Source organism: Streptomyces sp. NPDC005141, from assembly GCF_053599975.1.
The window spans coordinates 1-22,698 of the sequence record NZ_JBSFYW010000009.1; the positions used below are offsets into that span (position 1 = coordinate 1).

Sequence of the window (22,698 nt, forward strand, 5' to 3'; positions counted from 1 at the left end):
AGCTTGAACTTGTCGATCGTGATGACCCACGCGGCAAGGAGACCGGCCGCACCCGTGATCACCAGCAGCAGGGCGAGGGCACGGCTGCCGCCGGCCGTCCGCGGCGCGGCGGGGCGTTCCTGGTCGGTCGGGATGTCCTTGACTGTCGTCTTGCTCATCACGCCGTTTCCGTAGCTTCGAAGGGGCCTGCGGGGCAGGCTCATTGTGCCGCACCCGCCCGCTTGTCCACCGTTCGGTGGACATAAGAAGGTACGCACGGTCCTCCCGGAGCGTTCGGTTCCGCGGGAGGCTCGCGGTCATGACTACAGACGCGGACCGGCTCGCGGTGGACGTACGGGGGCTGCGCAAGCAGTACGGGGACGTGACCGCCGTCGACGGCATCGATCTCGGCATCCGGCAGGGCGAGGTCTTCGGCCTGCTCGGGCCGAACGGAGCGGGCAAGAGCACCACCGTGGAGATCCTCCAGGGCAACCGCCGGCGGGACGCGGGCGAGGTCTCCGTGCTCGGCTCGGACCCGGCGACCGCCACGCGCGCGTGGCGGTCCCGTGTCGGAATCGTCTGGCAGGACGAATCCGCGCCCGCCGAGTTGACGGTGGGCGAGACGGTGCGGCATTTCTCCCGCTATTACCCGAATCCCCGCGATCCCGAGGAGGTCATCGGCCTGGTCGGTCTGCAGGAGAAGGCGGGCAGCAGGATCAAGTCGCTCTCGGGCGGTCAGCGGCGACGGCTCGATGTGGCCCTCGGCGTGATCGGCGGCCCCGAACTGCTCCTCCTGGACGAGCCGACGACGGGATTCGACCCGGCGGCACGACGGCAGTTCTGGGACCTGATCCGCAAGCTGGCCGACGAGGGCACGACCATCCTCCTGACCACGCACTACTTGGAGGAGGCGGAAGCCCTGGCGGACCGGCTGGCGGTCGTCGCGCGCGGCCGTGTCGTCGCCGAGGGCGAACCGGCCGCGCTCCGCGAGCGCTTCGGCACCGGGGCCACGGTCGAGTGGACGGAGGCCGACGGCAGCCCGCGCAGTGAGCGCACTGACACCCCCACCAGGACCGTCGCCGCGCTCACGCACCGTTTCGACGGGGAGATCCCGGGGCTCCGGGTGAGCCGCCCCACCCTGGAGGACGTCTATCTGCGACTGACCGGCCTGGAGGACGCGCGATGACCACCACCGACGCACGCGTGCGCACGAGGACCGCGGCGGGCAGGCTGCCCGGAGCGTGGGGGCTGGGGCTGCGGCGCGGCGCCCTGGAGATCAGGCAGTTCTTCCGGCAGCGCGACCAGGTGATGTTCACCTTCGCCTTCCCGGTCGTCTTCCTGTTCCTGTTCGCGTCGATCTTCAGCGACGACGTGGCGGGCGCGGGCATCACCGCCTCCCAGCTGTACGTCCCGGCGATGATGGCCGCGGGCATCATGTCGACCAGTTTCCAGTCGCTCGGCATCTCGATCGCGATCGAGCGGGACGAGAGGGTGCTGCGGCGGCTGCGCGGGACACCGATGCCGCCCGCCGCGTACTTCCTCGGCAAGATATGGCTGGTTCTCGTCACCGGCGCCCTGGAGACGGCGATCCTGCTCCTCGTCGGCACCACGCTGTACGACGTCGACCTGCCCTCGGACCCGGGCAAGTGGGCGGACTTCGCCTGGATCTTCGTCCTGGGGCTCACGGCCTGCGCCCTGCTGGGCATCGCGATCAGTTCGGTCCCGAAGTCGGGCAAGAGTGCCACGTCGGTGGTCGTCCTGCCGTTCCTGGTCCTCCAGTTCATCTCCGGCGTCTACATCGCCATCGACACCATCCCGGACTGGATGCTGAACATCGGCGCGTTGTTCCCCCTCAAGTGGATGTGCCAGGGGCTGCGCGGGGTGTTCCTGCCCGAGTCCGCCAAAGTCCTCGAACAGGCGGGAGGCTGGGAGTTCGGGCGGATCGCCCTGGTGCTCGGGGCATGGTGCGTCGGAGGATTGCTGCTGTGCCTGCTGACCTTCCGATGGAAGAACCGGCGCGACGGATGAGGACTCCGGCCGCGCGCCCCGACTCGGCGCCGGACGCGGTGCGTTCGGCACAGGAGCCGAGCGGGGCTCCCGCGCGTCCCGCGTCGGGCGGGGGCCGGCCGGTGCCGGGATCAGCCCGTACCGTGCCGGGCCAGGAGCGGCCGGGGCCGGGTCGGGAGCCGCTGGGGCCGGTGCCCCGGCGAGGCGGTCGCCGAGGCGGGAGGACCCGCCGCCGGCCGGGGCACCGGCCGGCGGCGGTCGGTCGCCGATGCGGGAGGACCCGCGTCAGCCCAGGCGGGACCGCAGTTCGGCCACGATCGCGTCGACCGCGACCGCCGCCTGCTCCCCGGACTCCATGTCCTTGAGCTGCACGACGCCCTCGGCGAGATCACGCTCGCCGGCGACGATCGTGAAGCGCGCGCCGCTGCGGTTCGCGTTCTTCATCGCGCCCTTGAGCCCCTTCGCGCCGTACGAGAAGTCGGCGGCGACACCGAGCCTGCGCAGTTCGGTGACCACACCGAACAGCGTCCGGCGGGCCTCCTCCCCGAGCGGCACCGCGAACACACTGGTGGCCGACGGGAGTTCGAGCTCCACACCCTCCGCCTCCAGCGCCAGCACCGTACGGTCGACGCCCAGCGCCCAGCCGACGGACGGCAGCGCGGGACCGCCGATCATCTCGGACAGTCCGTCGTAACGGCCACCGCCGCCCACCGCGGACTGCGAACCGAGACCGTCGTGCACGAACTCGAACGTGGTCCGCGTGTAGTAGTCGAGTCCGCGCACCAGCTTCGGGTCGTCCTCGAAGGAGACGCCCGCGGCCGTGATCAGGTCGCGCACCTCCTCGTGGTACGCCTTGCAGGCGTCACAGAGGTAGTCCCGCAGCAACGGCGCCCCGCCCAGCTGCTTCTGGACGTCCTCGCGCTTGTCGTCGAGGACGCGCAGCGGGTTGATCTCCGCACGGCGGAGGGTGTCCTCGTCGAGGTCCAGGCCGCCCAGGAAGTCCTGCAGCGCGGCCCGGTAGACGGGACGGCACTCCTTGTCGCCCAGGCTGTTGAGCAGAATCCGGAAGTCGCGCAGGCCGAGCGAGCGGTAGGCCTGGTCCGCCAGGATGATCAGCTCGGCGTCGAGCGCCGGGTCCTCGGCTCCGATCGCCTCGGCGCCCACCTGGGAGAAGTGGCGGTAACGGCCCTTCTGGGGACGCTCGTAGCGGTAGTACGAGCCCGAGTACCAGAGCTTGACGGGGAGGTTGCCCAGCTTGTGCAGGTTGGCCTCGAGGGCCGCGCGCAGCACGGAGGCGGTGCCCTCGGGGCGCAGCGCCAGCCTGTCGCCGCCCTTGGTCTCGAAGGCGTACATCTCTTTGGTCACGATGTCGGTGGACTCACCGACACCGCGCGCGAACAGTTCGACGCTCTCGAAACCGGGCGTCTCGATGTAGCCGTAGCCGGAGTTGCGCAGCGGGGCGGCGATCGCCTCGCGGACCGCGAGGTACTTGGCGCTGTCCGGCGGAATCAGGTCGTACGTGCCCTTGGGGGCCTTGAAGGTGCTCACGAAGTCTCTCGTCACATTCCTCGTCGAGGAGCGGAGGTCGGGTCCGCTCCCAGGCCGGCGGCCACCTGCCGCAGATACGGGTTGGTGGCGCGCTCCTGGCCGATGGTCGTCTGGGGGCCGTGGCCGGACAGCACCACGGTCGAGTCGTCGAGCGGCAGGCACACACGGCCCAGCGAGTCGAGCATCTCGTCCATGTCGCCGCCCGGCAGGTCGGTGCGTCCGATGGAGCCGGCGAAGAGCAGATCCCCGGAGAAGAACACGGACGGGATGTCCGCGCTCTCGGGCATCCGGAACGCCACCGACCCCTTCGTATGGCCCGGCGCGTGCGCGACGGAGAGGTCGAGACCCGCCAGCTTCAGCTCGGCGCCGTCGGTCAGCGTCCGCACGTCGTCGGGCTCCCCCACGGTCAGTTCACCCATCAGCGGCATTCCGATGGAGCGGCCGAGCGCCCGCTCGGGGTCGCTCATCATGAACCGGTCCTCGGGGTGGATCCAGGCCGGCACGTCGTGCGCTCCGCACACCGGGACGACCGAGGCGACGTGGTCGATGTGGCCATGGGTGAGGATGACCGCGACGGGCTTGAGCCGATGCTTCTCGAGTGCGTCCTCGACTCCCTGGGCGGCCTGATGGCCCGGGTCGATGATCACGCACTCCTCACCGGCGGCGGGGGCGACCAGGTAACAGTTGGTCCCCCAGGCCCCGGCGGGGAACCCGGCAATGAGCACGATCGTCCTTCGTGGTGGCGTACGCGCTGGTGTCGTACGGGGCGGGTGGCTGTGGATCAGAGCCTACCGGCGCTGCCGATTCCTCAGCGAACCCATATACGGTACGGGGCACACGCAGGCGGTCGGCTCACAAGACGCACGCGTCCCACACGACGTACGAGACGCACGAGGAGAAACCCGGTGGTCAGCCAGGAACAGCGGCGGCGTCAGCTCGCCCGGGAGAAGTTCTTGCGACAGCAGCAGCGCCGCACAAACTCGCGACGCAAGACCCATACACGCAACGCGGTGATCGCGTCGGTCGTCGGCGTGGTCGTCGCGGGCGGTGCGCTGTCGTACGTGACCGGGGTCTTCAAGAACGACGACAAGAAGACCAACGCGGGCGCCGAGGTGACTCCGAGCGCCACGCCGAGCAAGGCGCCCGATCCGTGCGAGAAGCCGGCCGAGGGCAAGGTGAAGTCGCTGAGCTGGAAGAAGGAGCCGGCGGTCACCGTCGACAAGGCCGCGGACTACACCATGAAGATGGCGACGACCTGCGGCGACATAGACATCGCCCTCAAGGCGTCCGCCGCCCCGCACACGGTGAACTCGTTCGCGTTCCTCGCGGGCAAGGGCTTCTTCGACCACACCAAGTGCCACCGGCTCACCACGAACGGCATCTTCGTGCTGCAGTGCGGTGACCCGACGGCCCAGGGCTCCGGCGGTCCCGGCTACACGATCCCGGACGAGAACCTGAAGGACAAAACCCTCAAGAACAACGTGTACCCGGCGGGCACGATCGCCATGGCCAACACCGGCCAGAAGCACACCGGCGGCAGCCAGTACTTCCTCGTCTACCAGGACAGTCAGCTTCCGCCCAGCTACACACCGTTCGGAACTATTTCCAAGTCCGGCATGACGGTCCTCAAGAAGATCGCGGCCGCCGGCGAGAGTACGGGCCAGGGCGACGGAGCACCCAACGCGACGGTCGTCATCAACAGGATGACCGTGACGAAATCCTGACCGCCAGCTGCTTAATTTCGGTCGCGCGGGATGCGGACAGCCGCCCCGCCGGTCGCCTATGTTGGCCGTGACGAAACTGTGGACGATGCCAGGGGGCGCTGACGCCCCTCACAGGCATCATGTGGAGGAGGCGCTGTGAGCAGCGACCCGTGGGGCCGCGTCGACGAGACGGGGACCGTGTACGTGCGTACGGCCGACGGCGAGCAGGTCGTCGGTTCCTGGCAGGCCGGCTCCCCTGATGAGGCGTTGGCCTACTTCGAGCGCAAGTACGAGGGCCTGGTTGTCGAGATCGGCCTCCTCGAAAAGCGAGTGAAGACCACCGACCTGTCGGCGAAGGACGCCCAGACCGCCATCGATCACATCCGTGAGCAGGTGGACGCCCACCACGCGGTCGGCGATCTGAACACGCTGAAGGTCCGGCTGGACAAGCTCGTGGAAACGGTCGACGCGCGCCGTGAGGAGCGCAAGGTCCAGCGGGCCAAGCAGTCCGACGAGGCACGGCACGCCAAGGAGGCGCTGGTCGTCGAGGCCGAGGAGCTGGCCCAGAGCGACCAGTGGCGGGCTGCCGGTGAGCGGCTGCGGGCCCTGGTGGACACCTGGAAGGGGCTGCCGCGACTCGACCGCAAGTCGGACGACGAGCTGTGGCACCGCTTCTCGCACGCCCGCTCGGCGTTCTCCAAGCGGCGCAAGGCGCACTTCGCCTCGCTGGACGCGCAGCGCGAGGAGGCCCGCAAGACCAAGGAGAAGCTGGTCGCCGAGGCCGAGTCGCTGTCCGGCTCGACGGACTGGGGCCCGACGGCGGCCCGCTACCGCGAGCTGATGGCGGACTGGAAGGCCGCGGGCCGCGCCCAGCGCGAGCACGAGGACGACCTGTGGAACCGCTTCCGCGGCGCCCAGGACGTGTTCTTCGCGGCGCGCAGCTCCGTCTTCGCCGAGCGTGACGCGGAGCAGTCGGAGAACCTGAAGCTCAAGGAGGAGCTGGCCGAGGAGGCCGAGAAGCTCGTCCCGGTGCAGGACCTGAAGGCGGCCCGTGCGGCCTTCCGTTCCATCAACGAGCGCTGGGAGGCCATCGGTCACGTGCCGCGCGACGCCCGCCCGAAGGTCGAGGGCAGGATGCACGCGGTCGAGCGGACCCTCCAGGAGTCCGAGGAGACCGAGTGGCGCCGGACGAACCCGGAGGCACGCGCGCGTGCCGAGGGTCTGACCGGTCAGCTCCAGGCCGCCGTGGACAAGCTCCAGGGCCAGGTCGAGGCGGCGCGCTCCGCGGGCAACACCGCGAAGGCCGACAAGCTCCAGAAGGAGCTGGACGGCCGTCAGGCGCTGCTGGACCAGGCGCTGAAGGGTCTTCAGGAGTTCGGCGGCTGACATCGCCCGACACACGAAGGGGCTCCCGTACGCAACGTACGGGAGCCCCTTCGCGTGGTGCCCGGCCACCGGGCCGGGCACCGGCCGGTGTCAGGCCTCGGAGGGCCGGCGGGCCGACGTCACGCGGTACACGTCGTACACGCCCTCCACGCCCCGTACGGCCTTCAGGACGTGTCCGAGATGCTTGGGGTCGCCCATCTCGAAGGTGAAGCGGGAGGTGGCGACTCGGTCGCGGGAGGTCTGGACGGCCGCGGACAGGATGTTGACGTGCTGGTCGGACAGGACGCGCGTGACGTCCGACAGGAGCCGGGACCGGTCCAGGGCCTCGACCTGAATGGCGACCAGGAAGACCGAGGACTGGGTGGGCGCCCACTCGACCTCGAGGATGCGTTCGGGTTCGCGCGACAGCGAGTCGACGTTGACGCAGTCGCTGCGGTGCACCGACACACCGCTTCCGCGGGTGACGAAGCCGATGATCGGGTCACCCGGCACCGGCGTACAGCACCGGGCGAGCTTGACCCACACGTCGTCGACGCCCTTGACGACCACACCGGGGTCGTTGTTGCTGCGCCGCTTGCGGCCGCGGCCGCGCGCGTGCGGTACGGACTCGTCGATCTCCTCGGTGGCCGCCTCCTCGCCGCCGAGCGCCTGGACGAGCTTCTGGACGACGCTCTGGGCCGTGACATGGCCCTCGCCGATCGCCGCGTACAGGGACGAGATGTCGGGGTAGCGCATCTCGTGCGCGAGGGTGACCAGGGAGTCGCCGGTGAGGATGCGCTGGATCGGCAGGTTCTGTTTGCGCATCGCGCGGGCGATGGCGTCCTTGCCGTGCTCGATCGCCTCGTCGCGGCGTTCCTTGGAGAACCAGGCGCGGATCTTGTTGCGGGCGCGCGGCGACTTCACGAAGCCGAGCCAGTCGCGGGAGGGTCCCGCCCCGGCCGCCTTGGAGGTGAAGACCTCCACCAAGTCACCGTTGTCCAGGGTGGATTCGAGCGGCACGAGGCGTCCGTTGACCCGTGCCCCTATCGTCCGGTGGCCGACCTCCGTGTGAACCGCGTACGCGAAGTCCACCGACGTCGCACCGGCCGGAAGCGCTATGACATCGCCCTTGGGCGTGAAGACGAAGACCTCGTTGCGCGACAGGTCGAAGCGCAGGGACTCCAGGAACTCGCTGGGGTCCTCGGTCTCCTTCTGCCAGTCGAGCAACTGGCGCAGCCACGCCATGTCGTTGACGGTGTCCTGGCCCGCGCTGCCCTTGGCCGCCCGGGGCACGTCCGTACGGATCTTGGAGGAGCCGGCGACGGTCTCCTGCTTGTACTTCCAGTGCGCGGCGATGCCGTACTCGGCGCGGCGGTGCATGTCGAACGTACGGATCTGGAGTTCGACGGGCTTGCCGTTGGGGCCGATGACCGTCGTGTGGAGCGACTGGTACATGTTGAACTTCGGCATCGCGATGTAGTCCTTGAACCGGCCGGGGACCGGGTTCCATCGCGCGTGCACGGTGCCGAGCGCCGCGTAGCAGTCGCGGACGGTGTCCACGAGGACACGGATGCCCACCAGGTCGTAGATCTCCGCGAAGTCACGGCCGCGGACGATCATCTTCTGGTAGACGCTGTAGTAGTGCTTCGGGCGGCCGGTGACGGTCGCCTTGATGCGGGCCGCGCGCAGGTCGGACTGGACCTCGTCGGTGACTATGGCGAGATATTCGTCGCGCTTGGGGGCGCGCTCGGCGACCAGGCGCACGATCTCGTCGTACATCTTGGGGTAGAGGATCGCGAAGGCGAGGTCCTCCAGCTCCCACTTGATGGTGTTCATGCCCAGGCGGTGAGCGAGCGGCGCGTAGATCTCCAGGGTCTCGCGCGCCTTCTTCTCCTGCTTCTCGCGCTTGAGATAACGCATGGTGCGCATGTTGTGCAGCCGGTCGGCGAGCTTGATGACCAGGACGCGGGGGTCCTTGGCCATGGCGACGACCATCTTGCGCACGGTCTCGGCCTGGGCGGCCTCGCCGAACTTGACCTTGTCCAGCTTGGTGACGCCGTCGACGAGCAGCCCGACCTGGTCGCCGAAGTCGCGGCGCAGGGTGTCGAGGCCGTACTCGGTGTCCTCGACCGTGTCGTGCAGGAGACCGGCCATCAGCGTCGCCGGGTCCATGCCCAGCTCGGCGAGGATGGTCGTGACGGCGAGCGGGTGCGTGATGTACGGGTCGCCGCTCTTGCGCTTCTGGCCTCGGTGCCAGCGCTCGGCGACCTGGTACGCCTTCTCGATCTGCCGGAGCGTCGCCGTCTCGATCTTGGGGTCGTTGCTGCGCACTATCCGCAGCAGCGGCTCCAGAACCGGGTTGTACGGGTTCGAGCGCTGGACGCCGAGACGGGCGAGGCGGGCGCGGACGCGGTTGGAGGAGCCACCGGAGCGCGCGGGCTGACCTGCCGCGGGACGGACCGCCGGGGTGCTCGCGGGGCGCTCGGGAGGGGCCGGCTTGGGGCGTGACTGCTCGGCCGCCGAGTCGTCGGGCGCTGACTGGGCGTGCTCCACCGGCCCGCTCGCGGCGTTCCCTGCGGGCGTCTCCGCGGGGCCCGAGGCGGGCTCGGGCTTGGTGGAGGCGGTTCCCCCCAGGCGTTCAGCACTGGGGGCGAGTGGCTGGGCCTCGTCTGGCAAGAGGGCTCCTCGTGCGCGATCCGGGTCCCCCGGTCAGGCTCCGGAAACCCCATGGTAGCGATCCCGGGCGCCGGACTCGCTGTCGGCCGCCGGGGGCGGCCTCGTACAGGGAGAACGCCAGAGGCGGGCACCGGATTCCTCCGGGCCCGCCTCCACGGTGTCCTACGGGTGTCTCAGGCCTTTCGGGGGCCTTTCCCGGGGCTGTCTCCGGGTTGGTACGCGGACGGGCCTCAGATCGTGAGGAGCGCCTGCAGTGGAGCGCCGGCCAGAGCCGGCTCCAGACGGCCGCGGCCGCCGAGGAAGCCGAGCTCCATCAGTACGGCGACGCCCGCGACCTCGGCGCCCGCCCGGCGGATGAGCTGGAGCGAGGCCTCGGCGGTGCCGCCGGTGGCGAGGACGTCGTCGACGACCAGCACCCGGTCGCCCGAGTTCAGGTCCTCGGCGTGCACCTCGATCTCGGCGGAGCCGTACTCCAGGTCGTACGCCTGCGACAGGGTCGCTCCGGGGAGCTTGCCCGCCTTGCGCACCGGGATGAAGCCGAGCCCGGCGCGAACGGCGACCGGTGCGCCGAGGATGAAGCCACGGGCCTCCAGGCCGACGATCTTGGTGGCCCCGGTGCTCACGGCGATGTCCGCCAGGGCGTCGGTCAGCGCGCCGAACGCGGCCGGGTCGGCCAGGAGCGGGGTGATGTCCTTGAACATCACTCCCGGCTCCGGGTAGTCGGCCACGTCACGGATACGGCTGGACAGCAGCTCTTCGATGCCGGTCATCGGCGCTTGCCCGAGGGCCGGCCGCGGCCGCGGGTGCGGGACGCGGGCTGGTTGCGGGGGCCGACGACCGCCGGTGTGGCGTCCTCCGGCTCGTCGTCCTCGTACGAGGCGCCCGCGACCTGCGGTTCCAGGGACTCGCCCTTGGCGGCGGCCTGGGCCCGCTTGGCGAGGACCCGCTTGCGCAGGGCCTTCATCTGCGGCTCGGCCTCCTTGAGGTCGGCGACGAGCGGCGTGGCGATGAAGATCGAGGAGTACGCACCGGCCGCGAGGCCGACGAACAGCGACAGCGAGATGTCGTTGAGCATGCCCGCCCCGAGCACGCCGCCACCGATGAACAGCAGGCCGGCGACCGGCAGGAGCGCGACCACCGTGGTGTTGATGGAACGCACCAGGGTGCTGTTGATCGAGCGGTCGGCGACGTCGCTGTACGTCCAGCGGGTCTGCTTGGTGATGTCCTTGGTCTGCTCCTTGAGGCTGTCGAAGACGACGACCGTGTCGTAGAGCGAGTAACCGAGGATCGTGAGCAGACCGATCACGGTGCCCGGGGTGACCTCGAAGCCGACCAGGGCGTAGATGCCGACCGTGATGGTGATGTCGTGGATCAGGGCGACCAGCGCCGCGATGGCCATGCGCCACTCGAAGGCGATGGCCAGGTAGATCACGACGAGGACCATGAAGATCGCCAGGCCCTGCCAGGCCTTGTTGGCGATCTGGTCACCCCAGCTGGGGCCCACCAGGTCGGCGTTGATCGACTCGGAGTCGACCTTCAGGTCCTTGGCGAGCTGATCCTTGATCGTGTCCGATTTGTCGGTGTCGATACCGGCGATCTGGACGCGCAGTCCGCCGTTGCCGAGCTTCTGGACGACCGCGTCGTGGTTGGAGGCCTCTTCCGCGTACGTCTCCGCCTGGCTCACCGAGACGCCGGTCTTGCCGGTGGTGAAGACGGCACCGCCCTGGAACTCGATGCCCATGTTCAGGCCGCGCACCGTCAGACCGAGGATGGCCGTGATGGTGATCAGGATCGAGATGCCGTACCAGATCTTGCGCTTGCCGACGAAGTCGTAGCCGATCTCGCCGCGGTGGAGCCGGGCGCCGAGGGTGCCGAGTTTCGACATCTCACGCCTCCTTCGTGTCGACGGGGGCGGACGCGCGACGGGTGCGGCGCAGCGGCGGCTTGGCGCCGAGTCGCTTCGGGTCGAGGCCGGACCAGCTGTGGCCCTCCGCGAAGAACCTCTTGCGGGCGAGGAGCGTCATCAGCGGCTTGGTGAACAAGAACACGACGACGACGTCGAGGACCGTGGTCAGACCGAGGGTGAACGCGAAGCCCTGGACCTTGCCGACGGTGACGATGAAGAGCACCGCGGCGGCGAGGAACGACACGAAGTCGGAGACCAGGATGGTGCGCCGGGCACGCGGCCAGGCACGCTCGACGGCGGGCCGCAGGGAGCGTCCCTCGCGGATCTCGTCCCGGATGCGTTCGAAGAACACGATGAACGAGTCCGCTGTGATACCGATCGCGACGATCGCTCCGCAGACGGCCGGAAGGTTCAGCGCGAAGCCGATGGCAGGGCCGAGCAGCGCCATGAGCACGTACGTGAGGACGGCGGAGACCAGCAGGGAGGCGATGGCGATGGCCGACAGGCCCCGGTAGTAGATCACCAGGTAGAGGACGACCAGGGCGAGGCCGATGGCGCCCGCGATCAGACCGGCGTGCAGCTGCTCGCCGCCGAGCGCGGCGGTCACCGTGGTGACGCTGGACTCCTTGAAGCTGAGCGGCAGCGCGCCGTACTTCAGCATGTTGGACAGGTCCTGCGCCTCGGTCTGCGTGAAGCTTCCGGAGATCTCCGCACTGCCGCTCAGCGACTGGCTGACCGAAGGGTCGGAGACGACCTCACCGTCGAGGACGATGGCGAACTGGTTCTGCGGGGGCTGGTTCTGCGCGAGCTTGCCGGTGATGGCGGCGAACTTCTTGGAGCCACCGGACGTGAAGTCCATGGTGACCTTCCAGCCCGCGGCGCTCTGCGTGTCGAAGACCGCGCCGGCCTTCTTGATGTCCGTGCCGGCCACCTCGGCCGGGCCGAGAACGTACTTCTGCCACTGGCCCGAGGAGTTCTGGCCGCAGGCCACGGTCGGGTCGGTCGGCTTGGCGCCGTCACCGGCCTTGGCGCGGACATCCTGCTTCGTGCAGTCGAGCGCGGCGTACGCGGCCTGCAGCTTGGCGGTCGCGGGGTCCGCGCTGGCGCTCGCGGAGGGCGAGGCGCTGGAGGAGGCCGAGGAGCTCGGGGAGCCGCTCGACGACGGCGTGGAGTCGGCCTTCAGGGCGTCGGTGACCGCGCGGCCCTGGGAGGTGGCGGTGGCCGACGGCGTCGCGGAGGCCGAGGAGGACGAGGTCGCCTTGTCCGTGGCCTTGCCGGAGGCGCTCGGCGACGGGCTGGCCGACGCGTCGGCCCCGGAGACCTCGGTGGCCAGCACGGGACGGAAGTAGAGCTTGGCGGTGGTGCCGACCTGCTCGCGGGCCTGCTTGGAGTTCGTTCCCTTGGGGATGTTGACAATGATGTTGTCGCGGCCCTGGGTCTGAACCTCGGCCTCGGAGACACCGAGACCGTTGACACGGCGGTTCATGATGTCGACCGCGGTGTCCATGTTGGTCTTGTTGATCGCGTTGGGCTGGCCCGGCTCGTTCTTCGCCGTGAGCGTGATGCTCGTGCCGCCGGCGAGATCGATGCCGAGACGCGGAGTGGTGTGCCCGGAGGCGAACATCCCCCCGGTGAGCGCCGCGATGGCGATCAGGATCAGGGCCAGCGAGCGCCCCGGCCTGCTCTGGGCGCTCGCGCTCCGGCCCTTCTTCGGTGCTGCCACCTTCTCGTACTCCCTCTCGGGCCGCCCTGCGCCGGGTGAGCGCGGGACGGCCATGCCATGGTGTCGGGACTCCGTGCGAGAACAGCACGTCCCGGGAGGTGCCGGCGCGATCGGTAGCGCCGCGCTCCCGGGTCGTGGCTACTTCGCCTCGGCCTCGCCGTCGGTCTTCTTCGCCTCTGCCGCGTCGATGTCGGAGACCTGGTCGGCCTTCGGCTCGGCGACCTCGTCGGCCGGCTTGTCCGCCGTGTCCTTCTTCCCGAGGTCGAGGGGCTTGTCGTCGGAGGCGTCGGAAGAGGCGTCGGCGGCGGGCTCGTCGGTCTCGGTGAGGGAGGAGGCGTCGTCCGGCACGACGGAGCCGTCGGCCTTCAGGTCGTGCTCGATGCCGTGGACGATGCGGTTGTACTCGTCGTCCGTGAGGACGGCGCCGATCGCGTTCTTCGCGAAGAGCAGGTCCACACCCGGGGCAGCGTCAAGGAGAACCGTGTCCTCGTTGACCTCCTTGACTGTGGCGTACATACCGCCGATCGTGCGCACGCCGGAGCCGGGCTGCAGCTCGTTGCGCATGGAAGCCGCCTGCTGCTGCTTCTTCTTGGCCGACCGGGTCATCAGGAACATGGCCCCGATGAGCACGATGAACGGGAGGAGGGTCAGAGGACTCACGGGTCGGGACTTCCTTCTTCGACCGCAAAGGTGAGCGGCCTGCTGGATGGGGGTATATAAGCCGTCGACAAGGGCGGCATCGGCGGAGTCTAAGCGAGTCCGCACTCAGGGAACAACGCTCAGCATGGCACCGGGGTTCCTGCCCCGGTACCGACGCGCGCCGTCACGCCCCGAACAGGTCCTGTTGTCCGTTTCCGCCTGCTGAGCGGCTCGGCGGCGTGAGGCCGAGATGTGCCCATGCCGCGGGTGTCGCCACCCGGCCACGGGGAGTACGGGCGAGGAGTCCCTCTCGTACGAGGAAGGGCTCGGCGACCTCCTCCACCGTCTCACGCTCCTCCCCCACAGCGACAGCGAGTGTGGACAATCCGACAGGGCCGCCGCCGAAAAGCTTGATCAGCGCCTCGAGGACACCGCGGTCGAGGCGGTCCAGGCCCCGCGCGTCGACCTCGTAGACCTTCAGTGCCGCCCCGGCGATCTCCCGGGTGATGATCCCGTCGGCCCTGACCTGCGCGTAGTCGCGGACGCGGCGCAGCAGGCGGTTGGCGATGCGGGGCGTGCCGCGGGAGCGGCCGGCGATCTCCGCGGCGCCCTCGGTGCCGATCTCGACGTCGAGGAGGCCGGCGGAGCGGTGGATGACGCGCTCCAGCTCGGCGGGCTCGTAGAACTCCATGTGCGCGGTGAAGCCGAAGCGGTCGCGCAGCGGCGGCGGCAGCAGTCCCGCGCGCGTGGTGGCGCCGACCAGCGTGAACGGGGGCAGCTCCAGCGGGATGGCGGTGGCGCCGGGGCCCTTGCCGACGATGACGTCGACGCGGAAGTCCTCCATCGCCATGTAGAGCATCTCCTCGGCGGGCCGGGACATGCGGTGGATCTCGTCGAGGAACAGGACCTCGCCCTCCTGGAGCGAGGAGAGGATCGCGGCGAGGTCTCCGGCGTGCTGGATGGCGGGGCCGCTGGTGATGCGGATGGGGGCGCCCATCTCGGCCGCGATGATCATGGAGAGGGTGGTCTTGCCGAGGCCGGGAGCGCCGGAGAGGAGCACGTGGTCGGCGGTGGCTCCGCGCGCCCGTGCGGCCCGCAGGACCAGGTCGAGCTGCTCGCGGACCTTCTCCTGGCCGATGAACTCGTCCAGGTCCTTGGGGCGCAGCGCGGCCTCGACGGCCTGGTCCTCACGGTCGGCGACCGATCCCACCAACCGCTCCGCGGCGCCGCCGACGAGCCCCTCGGCGGCGGATTCGTCGGTCGTGTCGTCCCAGTTCATCGGTGGTGCCTCGCGGTCTCGTGGTGGTGGGGCGGTCGGCGGGTCGGCGGGCCGCACCGGGGCGCGCCCGCCCCGGGGGCCGGGGCTGTTCAGCGTGCCCGGTTCAGGGTCTGCAGAGCTGCCCTGAGGAGCTGGCCGACCTGCGGAGTCCCCTCGGCCGCCTCGGCCTGCGGGGCGACGGCGGAGACCGCCTCGTCGGCCTCGCGGGTCGCGTACCCGAGGCCGATGAGCGCGGCGTGCAGCTGGTCGCGCCAGCCGGCGCCGGCCGCCGTGCCGATGGCCGGGCCACCGGGGCCGAGGGGCTGGCCGAGCCGGTCCTTGAGGTCCAGCAGCAGCTTCTGGGCGCCCTTCTTGCCGATGCCGGGGACGGCGATGAGCGCCTTCTCGTCGCCGGTGGACACGGCACGGCGCAGCGCGTCGGGGCTGTGCACGGCGAGCATCGCCTGGGCCAGGCGCGGGCCGACTCCGCTCGCGGTCTGGAGCAGCTCGAAGACCTGGCGTTCGTCGTCGTCGGCGAAGCCGTAGAGGGTGAGCGAGTCCTCGCGGACGACGAGCGAGGTGGCGAGCTTGGCCTGCTGTCCCGTGCGGAGCCCCGCGAGCGTATTGGGCGAGCACTGGACGGCGATCCCGATGCCGCCGACCTCGACGACCGCGGAGTCGGGGGCGAGGGCGGCGACCGGGCCGCTGACGAAGGCGATCATGCGGTACGGCCTTTCGATGCCTGGAGCGAGGCGTGCGCGGCTGCGGCCTGCTGGAGTCTGTTCTGCGCGACGGCCTGCTGGGGCCGGTTCTGTGCGGCGGCCTGCTGGAGTCTGTTCTGGGCGGGGGCGCGCCAGATGTGGCAGATGGCGAGCGCGAGGGCGTCCGCCGCGTCTGCGGGCTTGGGGGGCGCGGCGAGCCGGAGCAGCCGGGTGACCATCGCGCCGACCTGGGCCTTGTCCGCGCGTCCGCTGCCGGTGACGGCGGCCTTCACCTCGCTCGGGGTGTGCAGGGCGACGGGGATGCCGCGCCGGGCCGCGCAGAGCATGGCGACGGCGCTGGCCTGGGCGGTGCCCATCACCGTACGGACGTTGTGCTGGCTGAACACCCGCTCGACGGCGACGAATTCGGGCTCGTACTCGTCGAGCCACTGCTCGATGCCCTGCTCGATGGCGACCAGCCGCAGGCCCAACTCGGCGTCCGCCGGGGTGCGTACGACGCCGACGCCGCGCATGGTCAGGGGCCGGCCGGCGACTCCTTCGACCACCCCGACACCGCACCGGGTCAACCCGGGGTCAACACCCAGCACCCGCACCCGAGCTCCTCCTTCGACGTCCCCCGGCCACCACCGGGAGATTCCCCAGTTCGTGCAGGCTATCGGGTGCCACTGACAGAGCGACGGGCCGACGGGTGTGTCCCGTCGGCCCGTCGCGCTGTGCAAGCCCTCAGGCGTCGACCTTCTCCATGACTTCGTCGCTGACGTCGAAGTTGGCGAAGACGTTCTGCACGTCGTCGCTGTCCTCCAGGGCGTCGATCAGCTTGAAGATCTTCCGGGCGCCGTCCTCGTCGAGCTCGACCTGCATGGTCGGGACGAAGTTGGCGTCGGCGGAGTCGTAGTCGATGCCGGCCTCCTGGAGCGCGGTGCGCACCGCGACCAGGTCGGTGGCCTCGGAGACGACCTCGAAGGTCTCGCCGAGGTCGTTGACCTCTTCGGCGCCCGCCTCGAGGACGGCACCGAGGACGTCGTCCTCGGCCAGCTCGCCCTTGGGGACGATGACGACGCCCTTGCGGTTGAAGAGGTACGACACGGAGCCGGGGTCGGCCATGTTCCCGCCGTTGCGGGTCATGGCGACGCGGACGTCCGAGGCCGCGCGGTTGCGGTTGTCGGTGAGGCACTCGATGAGCACGGCCACACCGTTCGGGCCGTAGCCTTCGTACATGATCGTCTCGTAGTCCGCGCCACCGGCCTCGAGGCCGGCGCCGCGCTTGACCGCGGAGTCGATGTTCTTGTTGGGTACCGAGCTCTTCTTGGCCTTCTGGATGGCGTCGAACAGCGTGGGGTTTCCGGCCGGGTCAGCGCCACCAGTGCGGGCCGCGACCTCGATGTTTTTGATCATCTTCGCGAAGAGCTTGCCGCGCTTGGCGTCGATCACGGCCTTCTTGTGCTTCGTCGTAGCCCATTTAGAGTGGCCGGACATCTGCCTGTCTCCTTCGCGTTACCCAACCGGTACGAACTCCCCCGGACGTTGCGAGCCTGGGGGGACCCCCAGATCCTACAAGGACGTGGCTGTCCGGTTCGCGCGGACCATGTCGACGAACAGGCCGTGCACACGATGGTCGCCGGTCAGCTCCGGGTGGAACGACGTGGCGAGCGCGTTGCCCTGGCGTACCGCGACGATGTGGCCGCCGTGCTCGGCGAGCACCTCGGCCTCGGCGCCCACGGACTCGACCCACGGGGCACGGATGAAGACGCCCTCCACGGGAGCCCCCTCGACACCCTGGACGTCGACCGCCGCCTCGAAGGACTCGTTCTGCCGTCCGAAGGCGTTGCGGCGCACGATCATGTCGATGCCGCCGATGGTCTCCTGGCCCGAGCGCGGGTCGAGGATCTTGTCGGCGAGCATGATCATGCCGGCGCAGGTGCCGTAGACGGGCATGCCGTCCCGCACGCGCGCACGGAGGGGCTCCATCACTCCGAAGAGGACGGCCAGCTTGGAGATGGTGGTGGACTCGCCGCCCGGGATGACCAGACCGTCCACCTCCGCGAGCTCCTCGGGGCGCCGCACCGGCCTGGCCACGGCGTCCGCCGCGGCCAGGGCGATGAGGTGCTCCCGTACGTCGCCCTGGAGAGCCAGGACACCGATGACAGGAGTGTTCATGGGTGACTACCAGCCACGGTTGGCGTAGCGCTCGGTCTCGGGGAGGGTGTCGCAGTTGATGCCGACCATGGCCTCGCCGAGGTTGCGGGAGGCGTCCGCGATGATCTTCGGGTCGTCGAAGAAGGTGGTGGCCTTCACGATGGCGGCGGCACGCTTGGCCGGGTCGCCGGACTTGAAGATGCCCGAGCCGACGAAGACGCCCTCGGCGCCGAGCTGGCGCATGAGCGCGGCGTCGGCGGGGGTGGCGACGCCACCGGCGGAGAACAGCACGACCGGGAGCTTGCCGAGCTCGGCGACCTCCTTGACGATCTCGTACGGGGCGCGCAGCTCCTTGGCGGCGGCGTAGAGCTCGTTGTTGTCGAAGCCGCGCAGCCTGGCGATCTCGTTCTTGATCTGGCGCAGGTGACGGACGGCCTCGACGACGTTGCCGGTACCGGCCTCGCCCTTGGAGCGGATCATGGCCGCGCCCTCGGCGATGCGGCGCAGGGCCTCGCCCAGGTTGGTGGCGCCACAGACGAAGGGGGTGGTGAACGCCCACTTGTCGGAGTGGTTGACCTCGTCGGCCGGGGTGAGGACCTCGGACTCGTCGATGTAGTCGACGCCGAGGGACTGCAGGACCTGGGCCTCGACGAAGTGGCCGATGCGGGACTTGGCCATCACCGGGATGGAGACCGCTTCGATGATCTCCTCGATCATGTTCGGGTCCGACATCCGGGCCACGCCGCCGTCCTTGCGGATGTCGGCGGGCACCCGCTCCAGGGCCATGACGGCCACGGCGCCGGCGTCCTCGGCGATCTTCGCCTGCTCGGCGTTGACCACGTCCATGATCACGCCGCCCTTGAGCTGCTCGGCCATGCCGCGCTTGACGCGGGCGGTGCCGATCGCGGTGTTCTCAGCGGGCTGGGCGGAGTTGGAGAGCGTGCTGGACACGGGTTGACCTCACTCGGTGAAAGAGGATTTGAGCTCTCTGAGGAAACGCGAGGCGACCAGGCCACTGCAAGGGCCAATGGGGAGGCGGTGGATCGTTTTCCCCTCCGCCCGCCCCCGTGCGTCAGTTCGTCGGGCGGTCCGCCAGGGCCGTCGGGGGCTCGTCGTCCATCTCGAAGGCCATCGGGAACGGGGCGTGGCCCGCGAGGCGGAACCAGCGGACCTTGCGGTGGCGGCGCAGGGCGCGGGCCGCGCGTACGGCGTCGTTGTGGAAGCGCCGCGCCATCGGCACCCGGCGCACGGCCTGGGCCAGCTCGCCGGCCGCCTCCTCGCCGCCGGGCACCTCGCGTACCGCCTCGACCTGCTGCACCTCCCCGAACACCGCCCGCAGGGCCTGGCTCAGCTCGCTCTCGGCCACCTCGCGCTGCTCCTCCTCGGCCTGCCGGGCCGCGTGCGCCGCTTCGTAGAGCACGATCGAGGCGGCCGGGTCGAGCACCCCGGAGGTGGCCAGCTCCTGGGCCACGGAGGCCCGGCGCAGCAGCTGCGCGTCGAGGGCGGCGCGGGTGGCGTCGATGCGGGCGTGCAGCCGGTCGAGCCGCCCGGCGGTCCAGCTCAGGTAGAGGCCGATCGCGACAAGTCCGACGAGGATCCAGATGAGGGTTGCGGTCACGGGCGGCAAGGCTACCGGTGCGTGAGCACGACTCCCTCAGGCCCCAGGGGCCACGGGAGCTTCCTTGTCCGGCCGTCCCCTCCCGCGCACAGCGGAGCCGGAACGGGGCACCCGCGCGCGGGAGCCCCGAGAAACCGGGGCACCCGGGCCACCCGGCACGAGGGAGCGGCAAGCCTTGCCCTGACCGGCCACCGCCCACACCCCACGGCGAAGCCGGACCGAGCCGCCGACACGACGGCCTGCGAAGCCAGTGCGGAGCGCCGTCGGCCCGCATGCGAGGGCGGCAGGACCCATCCGGACGCCGCCGCCCACACCCGCGCGGCGAAGCTGGACCGAACCCACGGACACCGCGGCAAGGGCGGGCTGGGCGGTCGGCCCGCGGGAGCGCGCCGCCGGGTCCCTTCGCGTCGCGTGTACCGGTGCGGTCAGTCCCGGGCCAGTCCGAAACGGGCCCGCAGCCCCGTGCGTTCGTCCGTGGCGACCGCTGCCGCGCCGTCCGCGACCGTCTCGTACACGGACAGGATGTCCGCGCCGACCGTCGACCAGTCGAAGCGCCGTACGTGGGCGCTCCCCCGCTCGCGCAGTCCGGCCCGGCGCTCCGGGTCGCCGAGCAGCCGCACCGCGGCCGTGGCCAGGGCGTCCGCGTCCTCGTTGGCGAACAGCTCACCCGCCGCGCCCTGGTCGAGGACCTGGGCGAACGCGTCGAGATCGGCGGCGAGCACGGGTGCTCCGGCGGACATCGCCTCGACCAGGATGATCCCGAAGCTCTCGCCGCCCGTGTTGGGCGCGATGTAGAGGTCGAGGCTGCGCAGGAAGCGGGCCTTGTCCTCGTCGCTGATCATGCCGAGGAACTCGACGCGTGAGCGCATCTCGGCGGGCAGCGACTCCACGGCCTCCTTCTCGTCGCCGCGTCCGGCGACCAGCAGCCGCGTCTGCGGGCGCTCGGCGAGGATCTTCGGCAGCGCCTTCATGAGCACCGGCAGGCCCTTGCGGGGCTCGTCGATGCGGCCGATGAAGCCGATCGTGTCGCCCTGCCATTCGGGCCGGGGCTTGGCGCGCGCGAAGAACTCGACGTCGACGCCGTTCGGGATGACGACGGCGTCGCCGCCGAGATGCTCGACGAGGGTGCGCCGCGCGTACTCGCTCACGGCGATCCGCGCGCTGATCTTCTCCAGGGCGGCCTGGAGGATCGAGTACGCGGCGACCATCGCCCGGGAGCGCGGGTTCGAGGTGTGGAAGGTCGCGACGATCGGACCCTGCGCCGCCCAGCACGTCAGCAGGCCGAGCGACGGCGAGGACGGCTCGTGGATGTGGACCACGTCGAAGGTGCCGTCGTGCAGCCAGCGCCGTACCCGGGCCGCCGACAGGAAGCCGAAGTTCAGCCGCGCCACCGAGCCGTTGTACGGCACCGGGACCGCGCGGCCCGCCGAGACGACGTACGGCGGCAGGGGGGTCTCGTCGTCCGCGGGGGCAAGGACGGAGACCTCGTGCCCGAGGCCGATGAGGTGCTCGGCCAGGTCGCGGATGTGGAACTGGACGCCGCCCGGAACGTCCCAGGAGTACGGACAGACGATGCCGATCCTCACGGGGTCCTCTTCTCGGGATCCTGCGCGGTGGACTCCTGGGGACCCTTCCCGGGGTCGAGGTCCTTGAGCCACAAACGCTGCAACATGTGCCAGTCCTCCGGGTGGTCGGCGATGCCCGTGCCGAAGGCGTCGGCCAGCGCCTGTGTCATGACAGACGTCTTCTCGGCCCGGGTACCTGACTCGGGGACCTCGACGGGCGGATGCACCCGGCCCTGCATCACGGGCGAGTCGTCGTACCAGAGCGTCACGGGCAGGAGGATGGCGCCGGTCTGCTGGGCGAGCAGGGCCGGTCCCGCGGGCATCCGGGTCGCCTCGCCGAAGAACTCCACCTCGACGCCCGAGGCGGACAGGTCCCGTTCGGCGACCAGGCAGATCAGTCCGCCGTCGCGCAGGCGCCGGGCCAGCGTGCCGAACGCGGTACCACCGCTGTGCGGCAGGACCTCCATGCCGAGACCTTCGCGATAGGCGACGAAACGGTCGTACAGGGACTCGGGCTTGAGGCGCTCGGCGACGGTCGTGAACGGCGTCTCCAGCCGGGTGGTGACCCAGGCGCCCGCGAGATCCCAGTTCGCCATGTGCGGAAGGGCCAGGATGACGCCCCGGTCGGAGGCGAGCCCGTCGGTGAGGTGATGCACGTCCTTCACCTCGAACCCGTTCCGCACCCGCTCCTCGCTCCACGCGGGAAGCCGGAACGACTCCATCCAGTAGCGCAGGTACGAGCGCATGCCGGCCTTGGAGAGCTCGGCCAGCCGCTGCGGCGTCGCGTCCGGCACCACGCGCGCGTAGTTGCTCTCCAGACGCTGTACGCCCTTGCCCCGCTTCTTCCAGGCGATGTCGGCGATGGCGCGGCCGAGGCGCACGGCGACCGGCTCGGGGAGCTTCTTGACGGTGCTCCAGCCCAGGGCGTAGGCACCGTCCACCAGCCTGTCCTTGAGGCTGGTCACGAGGTGGCCCCGCTGTTCTGGGCGGCGTCCGCGGCGTCCGCCTCGGCGGACTCCCGGCGGACGGTGACGACGCGCTGGATCAGCGTGACGAGGCTGCCGACGGCGACGATCCACAGCGCGATGGGCAGCAGCACCTGGATGCCGGGCACGCCGAACGCGTGCAGGCCCGCCAGACCGGCCGCGACCAGCGAGATCACCAGTCGCTCGGCGCGCTCGACGAGACCGTTGACGGCGACCGGCAGACCGATCGACTCACCACGGGCCTTGGTGTACGACACCACCTGGCCGCTGGCCAGACAGAAGATCGAGACGGCGCACAGGACGTTGTCGTCGCCGTTGCCCGCGTACCAGAGCGCGAAGCCGCCGAAGATCGCTCCGTCGGCGACCCGGTCGAGCGTGGAGTCCAGGAAGGCGCCCCAGCGGCTGGAGCGGCCGAGCTGGCGTGCCATGTTCCCGTCGACCAGGTCGGAGAACACGAAGAGCGTGATGACGATCGTGCCCCAGAAGAACTCTCCCCGTGGGTAGAAGACCAGCGCGCCCGCCATGACTCCGGCCGTGCCCAGGAGGGTGACCGTGTCGGGGCTTACCCCCCGGCGGATGAGAAACGCGGCGAACGGTGTGAGGACACGCGTGAAGAATGCACGCGCGTACTTGTTCAGCATGGCCTTCCCGAGGGTCGGTGTCGCCGGGCGGCCCCTGCTGGCCGTCGGCTGGCCCATCGTAGCCACGCGTGCGCTTGTGCGATGGTCGGGCACCCGCACCCCGTGTCACGACGGGATGCCATCGGTGTCACGGCGGGATCGCGTCCCCTGTATGGACGCACCGTGACGCGAGTGCAAAGCTCGAAGACACCGCGGGGCGTCACCGGAGCCGCCACCGCTGGGGGTG

The 22,698-nt window shown here is 70.3% G+C and carries 21 protein-coding genes and 1 pseudogene; 4 read left to right on the top strand and 18 right to left on the bottom strand.

Annotation, left to right across the window (positions count from 1 at the left end):
• Window positions 1-158, bottom strand: a pseudogene (locus tag ACWD68_RS09375) (vitamin K epoxide reductase family protein); the annotation flags it as partial.
• 140 nt (window positions 159-298) lie between these two features.
• On the opposite strand from ACWD68_RS09375, the gene ACWD68_RS09380 reads away from it, so the two are divergent.
• A complete protein-coding gene (locus ACWD68_RS09380; RefSeq protein WP_451805865.1) occupies window positions 299-1,165 on the top strand; it encodes an ABC transporter ATP-binding protein in 867 nt (288 codons plus the stop codon).
• Window positions 1,162-2,007 (top strand): ABC transporter permease, encoded by an 846-nt coding sequence (locus ACWD68_RS09385; RefSeq protein ID WP_451805866.1) that lies wholly within the window; start codon window positions 1,162-1,164, stop codon window positions 2,005-2,007. Before ACWD68_RS09380 ends, ACWD68_RS09385 begins: the two co-directional genes overlap by 4 nt.
• Window positions 2,008-2,271: 264 nt before the next feature.
• Here ACWD68_RS09385 and hisS read toward each other — a convergent pair whose 3' ends face one another.
• Together hisS and ACWD68_RS09395 are read right to left on the bottom strand one after the other, a co-directional pair.
• A complete protein-coding gene (gene hisS, locus ACWD68_RS09390) occupies window positions 2,272-3,534 on the bottom strand; it encodes a histidine--tRNA ligase (RefSeq protein WP_451805867.1) in 1,263 nt (420 codons plus the stop codon).
• A gap of 11 nt (window positions 3,535-3,545) precedes the next feature.
• Entirely contained in the window at window positions 3,546-4,259 is a 714-nt protein-coding gene (locus ACWD68_RS09395; RefSeq protein ID WP_451805868.1) for an MBL fold metallo-hydrolase, read from the bottom strand.
• Between the two features lie 180 nt (window positions 4,260-4,439).
• Here ACWD68_RS09395 and ACWD68_RS09400 point away from each other — a divergent pair, with 180 nt between their 5' ends.
• Window positions 4,440-5,258 (top strand): peptidylprolyl isomerase, encoded by an 819-nt coding sequence (locus tag ACWD68_RS09400; protein WP_451805869.1) that lies wholly within the window; start codon window positions 4,440-4,442, stop codon window positions 5,256-5,258.
• Window positions 5,259-5,393: 135 nt separating this feature from the next.
• On the top strand, window positions 5,394-6,623 hold the full coding sequence (locus ACWD68_RS09405) for a DUF349 domain-containing protein (protein ID WP_451805870.1): 1,230 nt from the start codon (window positions 5,394-5,396) through the stop codon (window positions 6,621-6,623).
• 90 nt (window positions 6,624-6,713) lie between these two features.
• Here the strand turns inward: ACWD68_RS09405 and ACWD68_RS09410 are convergent, their stop codons facing one another.
• From ACWD68_RS09410 to pgsA, 15 genes are all read right to left on the bottom strand, one after another.
• The gene (locus tag ACWD68_RS09410) at window positions 6,714-9,278 is read right to left on the bottom strand and encodes a RelA/SpoT family protein (protein WP_451805871.1); all 2,565 of its coding nucleotides are present in this window, start codon (window positions 9,276-9,278) and stop codon (window positions 6,714-6,716) included.
• A gap of 230 nt (window positions 9,279-9,508) precedes the next feature.
• The gene (locus ACWD68_RS09415; protein ID WP_451805872.1) at window positions 9,509-10,048 is read right to left on the bottom strand and encodes an adenine phosphoribosyltransferase; all 540 of its coding nucleotides are present in this window, start codon (window positions 10,046-10,048) and stop codon (window positions 9,509-9,511) included.
• The gene (gene secF, locus ACWD68_RS09420; protein WP_451805873.1) at window positions 10,045-11,163 is read right to left on the bottom strand and encodes a protein translocase subunit SecF; all 1,119 of its coding nucleotides are present in this window, start codon (window positions 11,161-11,163) and stop codon (window positions 10,045-10,047) included. The genes ACWD68_RS09415 and secF overlap by 4 nt, the downstream gene beginning before the upstream one ends.
• Before the next feature lies 1 nt (window position 11,164).
• Window positions 11,165-12,907, bottom strand: a complete 1,743-nt coding sequence (gene secD, locus ACWD68_RS09425; RefSeq protein ID WP_451805874.1) for a protein translocase subunit SecD — start codon at window positions 12,905-12,907, stop codon at window positions 11,165-11,167.
• 138 nt (window positions 12,908-13,045) lie between these two features.
• A complete protein-coding gene (yajC, locus tag ACWD68_RS09430) occupies window positions 13,046-13,567 on the bottom strand; it encodes a preprotein translocase subunit YajC (RefSeq protein WP_451805875.1) in 522 nt (173 codons plus the stop codon).
• 163 nt (window positions 13,568-13,730) lie between these two features.
• A complete protein-coding gene (gene ruvB / locus ACWD68_RS09435) occupies window positions 13,731-14,825 on the bottom strand; it encodes a Holliday junction branch migration DNA helicase RuvB (protein ID WP_451805876.1) in 1,095 nt (364 codons plus the stop codon).
• A gap of 89 nt (window positions 14,826-14,914) precedes the next feature.
• The gene (ruvA, locus tag ACWD68_RS09440) at window positions 14,915-15,526 is read right to left on the bottom strand and encodes a Holliday junction branch migration protein RuvA (protein WP_451805877.1); all 612 of its coding nucleotides are present in this window, start codon (window positions 15,524-15,526) and stop codon (window positions 14,915-14,917) included.
• Window positions 15,523-16,119 carry a crossover junction endodeoxyribonuclease RuvC gene (ruvC, locus tag ACWD68_RS09445; RefSeq protein WP_451805878.1) on the bottom strand — a complete coding sequence of 199 codons (597 nt, stop codon included), beginning with the start codon at window positions 16,117-16,119 and terminating at the stop codon, window positions 15,523-15,525. The genes ruvA and ruvC overlap by 4 nt, the downstream gene beginning before the upstream one ends.
• A 130-nt stretch (window positions 16,120-16,249) precedes the next feature.
• Window positions 16,250-17,002 (bottom strand): YebC/PmpR family DNA-binding transcriptional regulator, encoded by a 753-nt coding sequence (locus ACWD68_RS09450; protein WP_451805879.1) that lies wholly within the window; start codon window positions 17,000-17,002, stop codon window positions 16,250-16,252.
• A gap of 75 nt (window positions 17,003-17,077) precedes the next feature.
• Window positions 17,078-17,683, bottom strand: coding sequence for a pyridoxal 5'-phosphate synthase glutaminase subunit PdxT (gene pdxT / locus ACWD68_RS09455; RefSeq protein ID WP_451805880.1), 606 nt, complete (start codon window positions 17,681-17,683; stop codon window positions 17,078-17,080).
• 6 nt (window positions 17,684-17,689) lie between these two features.
• Window positions 17,690-18,613, bottom strand: coding sequence for a pyridoxal 5'-phosphate synthase lyase subunit PdxS (gene pdxS / locus ACWD68_RS09460; RefSeq protein ID WP_451805881.1), 924 nt, complete (start codon window positions 18,611-18,613; stop codon window positions 17,690-17,692).
• A gap of 121 nt (window positions 18,614-18,734) precedes the next feature.
• Window positions 18,735-19,280 carry a hypothetical protein gene (locus ACWD68_RS09465; RefSeq protein WP_451805882.1) on the bottom strand — a complete coding sequence of 182 codons (546 nt, stop codon included), beginning with the start codon at window positions 19,278-19,280 and terminating at the stop codon, window positions 18,735-18,737.
• A 425-nt stretch (window positions 19,281-19,705) separates the two neighbouring features.
• Window positions 19,706-20,866 (bottom strand): glycosyltransferase family 4 protein, encoded by a 1,161-nt coding sequence (locus tag ACWD68_RS09470; RefSeq protein ID WP_451805883.1) that lies wholly within the window; start codon window positions 20,864-20,866, stop codon window positions 19,706-19,708.
• A complete protein-coding gene (locus ACWD68_RS09475; protein WP_451805884.1) occupies window positions 20,863-21,810 on the bottom strand; it encodes a phosphatidylinositol mannoside acyltransferase in 948 nt (315 codons plus the stop codon). Before ACWD68_RS09475 ends, ACWD68_RS09470 begins: the two co-directional genes overlap by 4 nt.
• Complete coding sequence (pgsA, locus tag ACWD68_RS09480; protein WP_451806020.1) at window positions 21,807-22,529, bottom strand: phosphatidylinositol phosphate synthase; 723 nt, start codon at window positions 22,527-22,529, stop codon at window positions 21,807-21,809. Before pgsA ends, ACWD68_RS09475 begins: the two co-directional genes overlap by 4 nt.
• Window positions 22,530-22,698 lie beyond the last annotated feature (169 nt).